This is a genomic window from Paenibacillus sp. H1-7 (assembly GCF_022354825.1).
Classification (GTDB): domain Bacteria; phylum Bacillota; class Bacilli; order Paenibacillales; family NBRC-103111; genus Paenibacillus_S.
In genome coordinates, this window is sequence record NZ_CP031168.1 from 2,176,314 (window position 1) to 2,190,411 (window position 14,098).

The 14,098-nt window shown below is 50.3% G+C and carries 10 protein-coding genes; 8 read left to right on the forward strand and 2 right to left on the reverse strand.

All coding sequences use genetic code 11. The annotated features are described in order from the left end of the window. Positions 1–124: 124 nt before the first annotated feature. The 5 genes from DVH26_RS09920 to DVH26_RS09940 all read left to right on the forward strand — a co-directional run bounded on the left by DVH26_RS09920 (position 125) and on the right by DVH26_RS09940 (position 8,541). Entirely contained in the window at positions 125–1,051 is a 927-nt protein-coding gene (locus tag DVH26_RS09920) for an ABC transporter permease (protein ID WP_239635332.1), read from the forward strand. A 3-nt stretch (positions 1,052–1,054) separates the two neighbouring features. Next, the gene (locus DVH26_RS09925) at positions 1,055–1,927 is read left to right on the forward strand and encodes a carbohydrate ABC transporter permease (RefSeq protein WP_239633531.1); all 873 of its coding nucleotides are present in this window, start codon (positions 1,055–1,057) and stop codon (positions 1,925–1,927) included. Between the two features lie 51 nt (positions 1,928–1,978). After that, positions 1,979–3,514 (forward strand): extracellular solute-binding protein, encoded by a 1,536-nt coding sequence (locus DVH26_RS09930; RefSeq protein WP_239633532.1) that lies wholly within the window; start codon positions 1,979–1,981, stop codon positions 3,512–3,514. A 108-nt stretch (positions 3,515–3,622) separates the two neighbouring features. After that, positions 3,623–4,966 (forward strand): FAD-dependent oxidoreductase, encoded by a 1,344-nt coding sequence (locus DVH26_RS09935; protein ID WP_239633533.1) that lies wholly within the window; start codon positions 3,623–3,625, stop codon positions 4,964–4,966. Between the two features lie 1,226 nt (positions 4,967–6,192). Then, the gene (locus DVH26_RS09940) at positions 6,193–8,541 is read left to right on the forward strand and encodes a DOMON domain-containing protein (RefSeq protein ID WP_239633534.1); all 2,349 of its coding nucleotides are present in this window, start codon (positions 6,193–6,195) and stop codon (positions 8,539–8,541) included. Positions 8,542–8,655: 114 nt separating this feature from the next. On the opposite strand, the gene DVH26_RS09945 is transcribed toward DVH26_RS09940, so the two are convergent. Next, positions 8,656–9,549, reverse strand: a complete 894-nt coding sequence (locus DVH26_RS09945) for an AraC family transcriptional regulator (RefSeq protein ID WP_239633535.1) — start codon at positions 9,547–9,549, stop codon at positions 8,656–8,658. A gap of 170 nt (positions 9,550–9,719) precedes the next feature. On the opposite strand from DVH26_RS09945, the gene DVH26_RS09950 reads away from it, so the two are divergent. From DVH26_RS09950 to DVH26_RS09960, 3 genes are all read left to right on the forward strand, one after another. Continuing rightward, a complete protein-coding gene (locus DVH26_RS09950) occupies positions 9,720–11,006 on the forward strand; it encodes an ABC transporter substrate-binding protein (RefSeq protein ID WP_239633536.1) in 1,287 nt (428 codons plus the stop codon). Between the two features lie 37 nt (positions 11,007–11,043). After that, positions 11,044–12,420 (forward strand): hypothetical protein, encoded by a 1,377-nt coding sequence (locus DVH26_RS09955; protein WP_239633537.1) that lies wholly within the window; start codon positions 11,044–11,046, stop codon positions 12,418–12,420. 270 nt (positions 12,421–12,690) lie between these two features. After that, complete coding sequence (locus DVH26_RS09960; protein ID WP_239633538.1) at positions 12,691–13,527, forward strand: hypothetical protein; 837 nt, start codon at positions 12,691–12,693, stop codon at positions 13,525–13,527. Here the strand turns inward: DVH26_RS09960 and sigZ are convergent. Next, positions 13,514–14,074: an RNA polymerase sigma factor SigZ gene (gene sigZ / locus DVH26_RS09965; protein WP_239633539.1), complete on the reverse strand. Its 561-nt coding sequence runs from the start codon at positions 14,072–14,074 to the stop codon at positions 13,514–13,516. The genes DVH26_RS09960 and sigZ overlap by 14 nt on opposite strands. Positions 14,075–14,098 lie beyond the last annotated feature (24 nt).

The window sequence follows — 14,098 nt, forward strand, 5'->3', positions numbered from 1 at the left end:
TAATGATTATACCTCGATTATAGACTTCCGCTTGTCGGCCGCTTATCTTGAAGATACGCACAAGACAAGAAACACGAAGGTGGAGTCGAAGATGAATCAAATCAAAGGAAATCTTGCGCTTGAAATGTCTGTAGCTGGGCCGAAGAAGCAAAGCTTCTGGGGCCAGATAGGGAGGAACAAATGGCTGTATGGGATGCTGGCCCCTGGAGTCCTTTACTTCCTGTTGTTCAAATACGCCCCCATGTGGGGACTTCTTATGGCTTTCAAGGATTATCAGCCTTATCTGGGCTTTTTCGGCAGCAAGTGGGTTGGCATGAAGCACTTCGAGCGGCTGTTCCATGATCCGGTGTTCTGGATGCTTCTGAGGAATACCTTGGTGATGGCCGGGTACAATATTATCTTCTTTTTTCCCGCACCGATCCTGCTCTCTCTTATGATTAATGAAGTACGCCGTGAGAAATTCAAACGGGTTATACAGACTGTCATCTACGTACCCCATTTTGTCTCCTGGGTCGTGGTGGTCGGCATCGCCTATACCTTTTTTACCATGGATGGAGGACTGGTGAATGAAGCCATCAAGGCAATGGGCGGGAACAAGATCAACTTTCTTGCCAGCGCAGACTGGTTTAGAACGATGATCACACTGGAAGTCATTTGGAAGGAAACGGGCTGGGGAACCATTATATTCCTTGCAGCCTTGGCAGGAGTCGATCCCCAGCTCTACGAAGCTGCAAAAATGGACGGTGCGGGTAGGCTGCGACAACTATGGCACGTGACGCTCCCGGCCATCCGCTCTACAATTATCATTCTTTTCATCCTCCGGCTAGGTACCTTTTTGGACACGGGCTTTGAGCAAATCTTCCTGATGCTGAATCCGATTAACCGAGAGGTCGGGGAAGTGTTTGATACTTATGTGTATACGGCGGGGATTACGCAAGGGCAGTTCAGTTTCAGTACCGCAGTCGGACTTTTCAAGTCGGTTGTCGGATTTGTACTGGTCATTGGTTCCAACTGGATGGCCAAAAAATTCGGTGAGGAAGGGGTGTACTAGTCTATGAATCAACAAAACCGAAGCTGGGGAACCCAGCTCTTCGAGTGGACTAACATTGCCATCCTGATTTTGGTGGCGGCTGTGATGCTCATCCCGTTTCTATATATCCTATTGATTTCCTTCGCGACGGAGCAGGAGGTGTTGGCCAAAAGCTTCCTCGTATTTCCAACCCAATTCTCGTTGACGGGCTACCGTTACATCTTCTCTACTCCCATACTGCTTCGCAGCCTGGCAGTCACCATTGGGGTAACGGTGATAGGGACATTTGTGAACCTGCTGCTGACGGTGCTGATGGCGTATCCGCTTGCCCGCAGAGATTTGTACGGACGCCGTCCCATCATGCTCATGGTTATCTTCACGATGGTGTTCAACGCAGGCATAGTGCCTACCTTTTTGATTGTCAAAGCGCTGCACCTCACCAATACCTACTGGGCGCTTATGATTCCTGGCGCGATCAGTGCTTTTAATATGATCATCATCAAAAATTTCTTTCAGCAGCTGCCTGACGGTTTGGAGGAATCCGCCAAGATCGACGGCTGCAATGACCTTGGGATTTTATTCCGTATTGTCATCCCGCTATCTCTGCCTGCTATTGCGACATTTGCGCTATTCTATGCAGTAACTCATTGGAATACCTTTCTGAGCGCTATTTTGTACATCAACGATTCAAAGAAATGGCCTATTCAGGTCCTGTTAAGACAGATCGTGATCTTGTCGGAGAAAGGGTTGTCCGATATGAACGAGGCGCCCCCTCCGCCGTCCAAGATTATCAACATGGCGGTTATCGTGTTCTCCACCGTCCCGATTCTGTCGGTTTATCCCTTTTTGCAAAAGCACTTCGCCAAGGGAGTGCTGCTAGGTTCAGTTAAAGGATGACCTGTTCATCTTTTGATACAATATCTTCAATATGATGAGGGGGAGTAAGACATGAAGCAGTTAAACCACAAAATGTCCCTAACGGGTCTTGCAGTCATTTTGACGGCCGCCAGTTTATCGGCGTGTGGCGGTAATCAGGAAGCGAAAAACACAAACACAACATCAAACGGACAGTTTACATTCACGATGATGAACCAGTATTCGTCGACAGAGCCTCCCAAGGCCGACAATCCGATAATTAAGCGGATCGAGGAATACACGAATACCAAGATCAATGCCACTTGGGTTCCGGCGTCCGCTTACAATGACAAAGTTAACGTCTCCATCGCCTCCAATGATCTGCCTCAGGTACTGATGATTGCGGATACCAAGTCCTCATCCATCATCAATGCAGAGCGGTCGGGCATGTTCTGGGAGATCGGCCCCTATATCAAGGAGTTTCCCAACCTGAGCAAGTACAACGCTAGTGAGCAGGTACTGAACAATATCTCCGTGGATGGCAAGATTTACGGTTTGTACCGCGCCAGAGCGCTGGCCCGCCAGGGTGTCGCCTTCCGGCAGGATTGGTTGGACAATCTGGGCTTGCGGCAACCCAAGACCATCGATGATCTCTACAAGGTTATCCAAGCATTCGCTTTAAACGATCCGGACAAAAACGGCAAAAACGATACCTTCGGGCTAGTGGAAGCCGAGGATTCCGGAGGCGCCGGCGCCATGGGACTCACCGGCTTTCAGACCATCGCCTCTTTCTTCGGAGCGCCGAACCAATGGGCTATTCAGGATGGCAAAGCAGTTCCCCTATTTATGACTAAAGAAAATATGGAAGCGATGAAGTTCTACAAGAAGCTGTATGACGAAAAGCTGATTAACCAGGATTTCGCGGCAACCAAAGTCAACAAACAGCAAGAGCAATTTTATCAAGGCAAGGCTGGCATGCTGTTCACTACCCTCGACTTCGTGATCACCGGGGGAAACGAGCTGAAGAAAGCCAACCCTGCTGCCAAGATCGATATTGTCAGCAAAATTCAGGGACCTAAGGGTGAGCGGGTGTTTGCAACGACCGGATATAACGGAATGTTCGTGTTCCCGAAGGCCACCGTCAAGTCGGAGGCGGAGCTGATGCAGCTTCTTGGCTTCTTCGACAAAATCGTCGATGACCAAATGATGTATACCTGGACGTGGGGGATCGAGGGTGTCCATTACACCAAAGGAGCGGACGGAGAGCCGGTCATCTCTGACCAGACGGCGTATGCCAACGAGGTATCTCCTCTCAAGCAGCTGCCCACCTATGACGGTGCGCTGATGATCTGGAAGGGGAAGGGGGAGGCGGACAATAAATTCCGCACCATGATGAAAACCAACGAAGCCATTGCCATATCCAATCCGGTAGAGCCCTTGATCTCACAGACGGCTGTGGAGAAGGGAACGGAGCTGAACAAGATCATTGCCGACGCCCGTGTCAAATTCATTATGGGAACCCTTGATGAAGCTGGTTTCAATAAAGAAGTGGAGAAGTGGCGCTCCCAGGGCGGTGACCAGATGATCAAGGATTATACGGAGCTGTATGCGAAGCAGGCTAAGAAATAATGCGGCTAGGTAAAGAAAATGAGGTGCGTTACGAGTTAGTTGCCGGAGGACAATGCATTTGTTCTGTGGGCTTGTCTTGTGAAGCCACGCATTTGGGAGGTCTAAGATATGAATAGTGAGTCATTTGATTTTGATATCATTATAGCCGGCGCGGGTGTCGGAGGAATAAGCGCTGCGTTAGCTGCTGCAAGATTGCAGATGAGAGTGCTGCTGATTGAGCAAGCCAAGGAGGTGGGGGGGACAGGTGTATTTTCCAGCGTATCCTTGATATGCACCTTCCGGGATTCCCGGGGAAGACCGATTACCAGCGGCATTCACCGAGAGCTATTTCCTGCTTCATATACGCATTACAATGAGAAGCTTGTTCCTACTTATGATGAGCAGGAGTTGAAAGCTGCATACGAGAGGCTGCTCACTTCCGAACCGACCCTTACGCTATGGACCGACTGCAAGGTGATCCAAGCGGATAAGCAGAACGGACGAATTGTCCGTCTGCATATCCAGGGCAGCCGAACGGTAGCGGTTACCGCCAAAATATACCTCGATGCCACTGCCGACGGCAATCTTTCCGCGTTGGCGGGATTGGAGTACAGACTGGGTAGAGAAGGCGACGGCAGGCTGCAATCCGCTACGGCGACCTTTAAGGTCAGCGGCATAGACTGCTCCCTGCTGAAGGAGCCGGATATTCGGCAATGGTCGGCTATCCATTCGCTGCGCAGGGAGCTATTACCTTATTATCTCGACATGAAAGCGGCAGGCCGCACCGGCAACCCCCGACAGGGCATCACTTGTTTCCCCTACCCAGACGGCAAAGCCCTGCTCTTCAATTCTACTTCGGTGCTGGATGTAGACCCTACCCGCCCAGAAACGGTTATAAGAGGCAGGGAAGAGGGAATTCGGCAGGTGCAGGAGTTGTTTGAGGCCATTCGGCAGCATCCTGCTTTCCATCATGCGAAGCTGGATTACATTGCCCCCAAGCTGGGTGTCCGAGAGGGGCGGCGAATTGTCGGAGAATATGAACTGACCGCAGAGGACTGCCTGCAGAGCAGGCGCTTTGATGATATGGTGGCGGCATGCGCCTACTCCTTGGATATTCATAGTCCGGATGGAGGCGCCACTAGGCTGGAAAGCATTCCTGAACCAGGCTATTACCATATCCCATACCGTTCGCTTATTCCCAAGGGCTGCGCCAATCTATTACTCAGCTCCCGATGCATCAGCGGCACCCACGAAGCCCACAGCTCCTACCGGATTATGGCTTCGGTCAGCGCCATTGGGGAAGCGGCGGGAACGGCAGCTGCGCTCTGTGTGTTCCGGGGGCTTGAGGATGTCCGTGAGGTCAAGCCCTCCCACATCCGGTTCATTCTCCAGCTGCGGGGTCAATTTATAGAAGGAGAGGTGGAGCGGATTCCGATGCCTGCAAGCGCTGCTTGGGCAGCGGAAATGAATTAATCTGGGAGGTACGGCATACTGAGCCATTCATTGTTCCGCCATCCAGGCGGTTGAGTAAGCCGCATGGATGCAGGGACAAGAGCGACAGAAAGTCGGTTTATGCATTCGCAGTGATCTGTCTTTTAGAAAACGTGGTGAAAAAGTGACCGGAGAGTCAGCAGGGAGTTAGAGAAGCAATTGAAACCCCCTCAACCGCTGGCCGGGCATGAATTCATCACACACTCTTTAGAATTCCATTGATAGGCGACTAAACCCCAAAAAGGTAACCGCTTACAAAATGAAATTGGATTTTAGCCCAATATAAGGGAGTGAACGTGATGTTCGTGAAAAAGTGGATGATCCGTTTGATGCTTGTTTTGCTTGTATCCGTCAGCGTACTTGGGGGGATGGCGCCTATGGCCATAGCTGCCCATCCGCAGGCCGTGGCAATCTTGAGTTCGCCTCCGGTTTACAGCGGTATCAACAAGGCTTGGCCCGGTGACGCGGACAAAGATCCGGCGCATGCCGCGACGACCAAGAACGGCATGGCGTGCTGGACGACATCACAAAATCCGCTGAACCCCTACGTCTACGTTGATGTCGCAAGCTCCGTAAAACCTGCAGGCGCGACGTACGCGGTTGTGTCTGTTGATTACTTTGATGCAGCGGCGACGACCATAGCCATAGAGTACGATGGTCAGAGCAACGCTTTTCAGGCCACCCCGTGGATGCCTACGAGCGGCAGTCAGACTTGGAAGAACCAGATCTTTGAACTGAGCGGAATCAAGTTCGCCAACGGTACGAACGGCGCAGATTTCCGTCTTCGCGTTCACAGCCTCAACGGCGTCATCCCAGAAATCTGCTTCGCACGAGTCCAAGTGACCTTTGCAACGACTCCAGCGCTGTCACTGATGAACCCGAGCCTACTCTTCACAACCAATTCCGCAACCCTGGATTTCGGTACGGTGGGTGATTCAGTTTCATATGCCATTTCAGATGATCAGGGCGTAAGTCTTCGCACGGGATCTACCCCCGTAGGCACTGACGGACATGCTCTGCTATCCGTACAGGACCTCGGGCCGGGATTCTACAACCTGACTTTCTCAAGTGTGATTGATGGCCAAACACTAACTCGCACCACAACGTTTGGCATTGTGACCCCCACGCCAGCAGGCGCCTTGAGTCCTGACTCCTTCTTCGGGATCAGCACCCATTTCGGTCACTACAAATCCCTCGAAGATGGGCTCATGAACTCTTTGGCGACCATCGGCTACGGCCACGTTCGAAGCGATGTGAACTGGTCCCTAATTGAAAAGCAGCCCGGCGTATACAACTGGGCCGGGTATGGCTTTGAAGCGAAGTCCCAACAGTCTCTTGACCTCGGCATGACTCCCCAGGGTGTCCTGGCCTACAACAACGCCAATTATGATAACGGGAAAACGCCGAGCTCCGCGGCTGGTCTAGCTGCATTTGGTCAGTTCGGGAAAGCTGCTGCCGAGCACTATAAGGGCAAGGTCCGCGATTTCAACATCTACAATGAGTTCAATGGCACCGGCTTCAACAACGGCGCTTGCGGGACAACAGCAGCCTGCTACGTGCAGATGCTTCAGGCCATGTACGGCCCCATTCACGAAGGAAACCCGGACGCGAACGTTATAGGCCCGATTCCGTCCACCATTGACGATAACTGGAACAATGCCTTTTTCGCAGCAGGCGGCATCAACTATATTGATACTTTCGCGACAAATGTCTATGGTTACGCCCTGGAGGGTGCCAACACCCCGCCCGAGCATACATTGCTGGTGTCGAAGCTTCCTGCTTTGGTGCAGCAGGTGAAGCAGGCAGCAGGAACTCGGGATGTCCCGGTATGGATTACGGAAAACGGCTGGCCGACGTATGCCGCCGCCTCCACAGAGCCCCAGCAAGCGGACAATCTGGTGCGTGCTCAGGTGCTGGCAATGGCAGCAGGTGTGGACGTCTTCAGCTGGTACTCGGCTATGGATGACGGTAAGGACCCCAATAATAGGGAGCATCACTTTGGGCTATTCAGACAGCCCGTTGATGGTGTAGCCGGCGTAGCTCCGAAGCCGGGAGCTGTCACAAACGCTGTGCTTATTCGCGCGGTGACCGGAAAGACCCTTGGTGCTCGCGATGACCTCGGCTCCGCTACAGCTTACTCGTATCCTTATACGGGAGGAGGCTCGACGACTCGGGTAATGTGGTCCACCGGCTCCGAGACCATTGCTTTGCACACTACCGAGCCTCTTATTATCACTAATGAGTTTGGCTCAACGCAGACGGTGAATCCGACAGACGGTATGGTCGTTCTGACACTTACCGGCAGCCCGATCTACGTCACCGGCAACGTTGACAGCTTGGGTGTGACGCAGTCAGCGGTCACGATGAAAGTCGCCGATCGGTCGATCCAAGGAGATACGGTTCTTGTTACGGTGACTGCAGACCGATCGAACCGCAAGACGGACCTTCCCAATGAGTTGACACTCACTGCAAGCGGGACACAGCCGGTTAAGCTTCGCACTTCTCCAGGCAAGGTAACAAGTGCAGCCATTAGCATTCCCGCAAGCACGCTCCTCGGCCAGCGGACTGTGTCCGTCGATGTAACGAAAGTGAAGCCGGGGAAAGGAGACAATGACAAGCACAGGCCGAGTCTTGTAGCCGGCTTGAGGACGACGACAAAGGTCGTCAAGCCGTTCGAGATCAGCATCCAACCGACGATCACGTCGGACGCTGCGTCCAGAAATTACTTTCTCGACCTCGCGCTGAAGAATAATCGGGGCAGTATCCTCACGGCGACCCAAGTTACCTACCAAGTAGGGCCGGCATCAGGGACAGTGTCAGATAGGGTGTATGTCCCTGCAAGTGGAACCGCTTCGATGCGGGTTCCGCTCTCTGACATTCCGTTGTTTGACTCCTTGAGCTATAGCGTGGCGGTCGACAGCGCCAGCGGTTCGGACGTTTCATCCGGCTCGATTTCGTACGCCCCCATCGAGCCCGTGGACCACCAAAGCTTGCCGGCAATCGACCTGGCGACGCAAGCGACCTGGGTATCGATATTAGGGACGCGCAGCGGGAACAGCGACCTAAGCGGGCAGTTGCGTATCAACTACAACAATGAGGGGCTCGTGATCGACGCCACGATCACCGACGACAAACATTTCGGTGCACGCACACCGAACACCATGTGGCAGACCGATTCTATCCAGTTCAGCACCTACGACCGGGTGCCTGGGCAGGCCGGAGGCCAGCGTGTTGAATTCGGTGCAGCGCTTCTCGACAGCGGACCGTCGGTTTACACCTTCGCAGCACCTGCTGGCCAGCAGGCGGGACCAACCCCTGGAGCCCAAGCAAGTATCATTCAAAGCAGCAGCATCATGCACTACGTCATCTCTGTGCCGTGGGCCTCGCTTGGGTTTAGCGGGCCGCCGGCGCATACCATCGGAATGTCATTCCTCGTAAATGACGATGACCGGGGCTCCACGGGCGATTCACGCGACGGTTTCTTGCAGTGGGGATCGGGAGTCGGGACGACGCCGAAGGATCCCACATTGTTTCGCGATGCACAGTTAGTGCAGTAAAGGATGGATCTGACCTCAGTATCAGGCTGCTAACATAAAGGGAGCATGGCTGCTGGAGCGAAAATCCAGCAAGTAAGCCTTCGTAACCTTGCTCCTACAAATGCGCCCGTTTGACTATTCCCGTATCGCAGCCTGCCTGTACTTGGTGGGCGACATACCGGTGTGCGCTTTGAACTTTTTGCAAAAGTAACTGCTCGACGAGTAATCGGCCGAGTGAGCCACTTCGTCTATGGTGAGATTCGTTTCGATCAGCAGCTTCTTAGCAGTCTCCAACTTTTCTTGCGATAGCTTTTGCTTGAATGTCATTTGGAATTGTTTTTTCATAAGACGGTGCAGATGGCGTTTGCTGACCATTAGTTCGACCGCCATTTGATCCAGCGACATATCGGGTGTATCCGAGTTCATGAGAGCATCGAGCAGATGCTCTCTTTTTTCGTTTAACGTTTTGCGGGGCAGTGCATAATCAGCTTTATTCTCGCCACGGTAGCTGCGAACGGCGTTAACAATGATTTGCGATATATAGCTCCGGATATTGTGGTAATAGCCGACCATTCGGTTGTCCAATTCATCCATAATTTTCTGGAACAGCTCGATGCTTCGGTACTCGTCCTCCCCGAACCAAAACCTTGTGGAAGATAGCGCTTCGATCATTTCGTCGGTTTCAATGCGGATGAACTCGTTGTACTGCTTTCTTTTCTTCGTTACAGTGATATCGAAGTTAATGCAGCATTCCGCAAGCGGATTATCGGGATCGGTCATTTGCTCATGATAGATCATGGGGCCGGTTAAATAAAACGTATTGGGCGTAATCTCGTAATGGTTTCCATCGGCAATGAGCTGTCCGAACCCATACGGGATGAAATGCAGTTCGTAGCCACCGTGCGCATGCTTCTTATTCGTTCGAAGGGAGGCAGGAACGAAACGAATATACCATACGTTGATTTGTAAATGTCCCATCTGAATCCGCAAGTCCAGATCGTCATAATCCCGTCGAAATTGAATGTTCATACTATGTTCCCCCCCATTTTGTATGATCAGGCCATTTTTATTGAAATATTGTCCATTATGTCTATTTTAAACCAAATACACATTTGGTACTATAACGAATTGTAAGGGTTTACATTAAAAGGTAATTGATGTTAGGCAAGTCTTTAAAAAAAGAAAGGGAGGTTAATGCCTTGGTTCATCAACTTGTGAGAAAAACAGCGGTAGCATTGATGCTCGCCGCAATAACTGCTTCTTGCAGCAACACAGGTAACGCACCTATGGCCTCAAAAACCGAGGCGCCGCCGGTCACTCTGAAAATTTATATGTGGGACGCGATTTTCCAGGATGATGTGTTTCAGAAACTGATTGCCGAGCCCGTCAAGAAAAAATACCCGAACATTACGCTGCAGCAGGTAGTGCGCGGACCGAACATGCAGCCGGATAGCATCGTAACAAGCGGTGACAATGAAGTCGATATCATTATGGCCTGGAACGACGTGCTGGTACAATTTCAGGATTTGAAGCTCCTTAGCGATATTACGGCGGATGTCAAGAAAGCGGGGCTGGACCTCGGCCGATTCGATGATCAGGTGCTGGACGGGATGCGCGACAGGGATAAGAAAGAGACTTTGTATGGACTGCCGTTCGCGCAAGATTTCTATGCTTTGTTTTACAACAAAGACTTGTTCGATAAGTTCGGCGTAGCTTATCCGAAGGACGGAATGACCTGGGAAGATGCGATCGAGCTGGCAAAGAAGCTGACGCGCGAAGATGGAGGAATCCAATACAAGGGACTCGATCCGGAAGGGCCGGAGAAGCTTGGCAATTCGCTGTCATTACCATTTGTTGATCCGATAACACAGAAGGCGACGCTTGATACCGAAGGCTGGAAAAGAGTATTCGAAACGCTGAAGCAAATATACAGCATCCCCGGCAACCAGAATACGATATCGAATCACGCGGGAACGGTAAACCGCTTCGCCAAAGATAAAAATGTGGCAATGTACGCATCCCATGGTGTTGTAAGCAGCCTTATGCAGTCCGATGTAAATTGGGATATAGCCCAATACCCGAGCTTCAAAGATAAGCCGAATTTATACGGTATGGTGAAGGCTTATGCGCTCTGCATTACGACGACAAGCAAACATCGCGAGCAGGCGATGCAGACTCTTCAGGTGATGACTTCTGATGAAGTGCAGCTTGCTTATACGAAATCGACTGCGATGCTGTCCGGGCTGAAAAATCCAGAGATGAACGAGCATTTCGGCCAAGACCTGCCGCTGCTGAAAGGCAAGCATATCGAGGGGATTTTCAAGAGCAAGCCAGCTCCCTTCGTTGCGCAATCAACGTATTCGGGTAAAGCGCGTCCGCCGTTGGAAGCAAAATTTAAAGATGTGATGGCCGGCAAAGATATCAATACAGCGTTACGGGAAGCACAGGAAGAAGCCTCCAAGCAAATCGATGCGTTGAAAAAGTAAGCGGAAACCAAATCGAATCGGAAAGGCGGATGGTCTTGTGAACAAAATAACACAGGCAATTTCCTTGACAGTGGCGGGGCTGCTGTTGTTCGGTCATCATGTGCTGGCATTAACGCCGGGACAGCAGATCGGTTCCGTTATGGGAGGCGGCAATTTCACGAACGGAAGCGTTACGCAAATCAATCAGTTTCTCGCGCTTCAGACCATAGGGGCCAGTATGGCTCGTATGAACGTATACCCTCAATATTATTATGCGAACGGACAGCCGACACCGGAACGATTGGACAGCGTGATGCTGCAAGCGTACCAGAGCGGAGTGACCCCGATATTGTTGTTCGAATATTACGGTTCTTATGCGAATAACGGGCAGCCGCTCGGCGATTACAACTATTGGTATAGCATCGGCCACGATTTCGCAGAACGGTTCCGGCCTGGCGGCGTCTGGGCGCAGGCGAATGGCATACAAGACTGGGGAATAACGGTATATACGGCAATGAATGAGCCTGACGTAGAAAATTTAATAGACAAAACCGCGTACCGCAACGCGCTCGAAGGGCTAGCTGACGGCGTTCATGCTGTCGATACCATTTTGAAAGTGAATCCTGGCGGCTTTGCTCGAGCTAATTCGAACAGTGATTATTCGCTCCGAGGCTACGGCCCCGCCATAGCCGAGCTTTACAACACCGGCAAGCTTGACGGAATCGATCTTCACACCTATTTCGATGTTCAGTATAGTCCCATGGACGGCATGTACAAATTTTCCGCGCAAAGTAATTTCGATTCGGTCAAGCGTGTGTCCGGCATTACAGCGGACGTTAATTTTTACTCGACTGAATTCAATTTCAAGAAGCGGCTCGTTACCGAAGAGGAAGCTGCCAAAGGCTTTCTTACGGCAATTTGGGATCATCTTGGCGTCGTGAAAAACGACGGGGTAACGTCCGCCACCCAATTCGCGTTTCCTTGGAGCCTCTTTAACTCGACGGCAGTCGATACGAATTACGGGATGAATTCGAGTTTGGCCCCTTGGACGCCCACCGCACGCGGCATCACGCTGCAAACCGTTCTGGACAAGACAAGAGGCATGTCGTTTGTGTCCATGGATCCAAAGCAGACCGGAGAATACAAACTGAGCGGCAGCGGCAAGACCATGTGGGTATGGCAAAACCGGCCTTTTTGGACTAATCATGCAGGAACTTCTTATACCGTTACTGGCATTCCCCCGGGTGCTTACAAATTGGAAGTAATCGGTTGGGACGGCGTTCGACAAACCATTCCGCTTATGGGGGAAACTTCGGTGACGATCAACCAACTGGCAGAAAAGGAGACCTACATGTTCGTTGCCTATACGGACACGATCCGTGCAGAGGTTAGTAACGGCGAGGCTGGCGAAGCGGGAAATGAGCTGACGCCATAGTTAGTGCAGTATGTACCTTTACTAGGGAAAGCACTACTTCGATGAACCGATTTCGGAAAAAACAGTGCTATTTCTCTGCACGCCTTACTTAGGTTGCATGTTCTTTAAATAAAGGGATGAGAAAATAATAATTCTCTGCGAAATCAAGTGGATCACTACTATTACTGGAAACGTGAAGCTTTGGTTTACCGTTCAGGGATACTGAATCAATTGCCCTCTGGTATTAGGGCGCCAAAATGCTATGCAGTGGAAGAGGATGCTCATGGCAATATGTGGATTTGGCTCGAGGATATAGCTATTGAGTCTAACCAATGTGACTGGTCCTACATGCACATGAGTAAAATATCCTACTTGCTCGGAAAATATAATGGTGATTATTTATTAGGAAATCCTCTCCCGACCGATTCTTTCTTTTGCCGCACTTGGATGCGTTCTTGGGTAGAGATTTGTACTGCATATGCCAAACCCATAGAAGAACAAAAAGTAATATGGGATAAACATTTGAATGAATTTCATGGTATGAGTGAAACATGGGAGAGCTATTTTCACAATAGATCAAGAGTAAATAGCTTACTGGAAACTTTAGAATTTCTGCCCCGTGTATTTGCACATCAAGACGTACACTGGGATAACATTTTTCTGGAGCAAATAGATGAACACGATTCACTAATGGCGATTGATTGGCAGTTTGCAAGTATCTCAGGCGTAGGAGAAGAGCTCGGTCGGATGTTTGGATATGCATTATTAAAAAGGAAAATTCCAGTTAACATGGTAGAAGAATATAAGGAAGAGTTATTTCTTAGTTATATGCAAGGGCTTAGAGCTGCAGGGTGGGACGGAAATTCAACATTTGCTCGATTCGGTTTTACTGTGTCTGCGGCGCTTAGGTTTATCATGGTTATTGATAAGTTGCTTATCAACTTAGAAGCAGGGAATGGAATAAGTCAGAAAGAAAAATCGAGTCATCTGTTGTTGGTCTCTCAGGCACTTCTAAGTATGGCAGATGAGTCTTGGAGCATTAGGAGTGAGATAAAGCAGTACTTTCATAATATTTACGAGTGTTGCATTAGTCGCCATTCCTCAGCTGCCCTCCTTACTCATTACTAGAGCAAGAAGGATAGCGCCATTTGATCTGAAAATCAATAATGTTCCCATAACGATCCGACTCAATATGGCAGCAGCCGGTCAGTAACTCCTTTAACATCTCACGTCCACGCTGTACTCTTGATTTTGCACCAGAATAGGAGATGCCAAGCCGTTCACTCAATTCTTTCTGAGACATTCCTTTCAACATGGAGAGCTCCACCGCTTCCTTATATTTTTCCGGCAGTTGTTGGATTACCGATTCGAAACAGGCAATGACCTCTTGGGCTAGATCCGGCTCTTCGTATTCGTCAGTTATCTGTAATTGTGCTGGCAGCTCGTCATCCCATTTCTTCTTACGAAAATAATCTACCATACTGTTTCGAGCGATTTGATAGATCCACGATGACAACTTTTGCTCATCTTTCAGATCGTCTATATGATCGTTTATCTTTATGAAAACATCTTGTACAATGTCTTCTACATCCGCTTGGTTCTGGATTCGATTCGCGACAAACCTTTTGAGCCGTAGATAATAGTCACTCCATAACAGGGAAATTTCTACTGTCATTTATTTGATCCTTTCAAATAATTT

Bases quoted from the DNA above. Each gene is read 5' to 3' on its own strand.
- DVH26_RS09920 (WP_239635332.1), top strand. From the start codon at position 125: ATGTCTGTAGCTGGGCCGAAGAAGCAAAGCTTCTGGGGCCAGATAGGG.
- DVH26_RS09925 (WP_239633531.1), top strand. From the start codon at position 1,055: ATGAATCAACAAAACCGAAGCTGGGGAACCCAGCTCTTCGAGTGGACT.
- DVH26_RS09930 (WP_239633532.1), top strand. From the start codon at position 1,979: ATGAAGCAGTTAAACCACAAAATGTCCCTAACGGGTCTTGCAGTCATT.
- DVH26_RS09935 (WP_239633533.1), top strand. From the start codon at position 3,623: ATGAATAGTGAGTCATTTGATTTTGATATCATTATAGCCGGCGCGGGT.
- DVH26_RS09940 (WP_239633534.1), top strand. From the start codon at position 6,193: ATGAACTCTTTGGCGACCATCGGCTACGGCCACGTTCGAAGCGATGTG.
- DVH26_RS09945 (WP_239633535.1), bottom strand. From the start codon at position 9,549: ATGAACATTCAATTTCGACGGGATTATGACGATCTGGACTTGCGGATT.
- DVH26_RS09960 (WP_239633538.1), top strand. From the start codon at position 12,691: ATGTGGATTTGGCTCGAGGATATAGCTATTGAGTCTAACCAATGTGAC.
- sigZ (WP_239633539.1), bottom strand. From the start codon at position 14,074: ATGACAGTAGAAATTTCCCTGTTATGGAGTGACTATTATCTACGGCTC.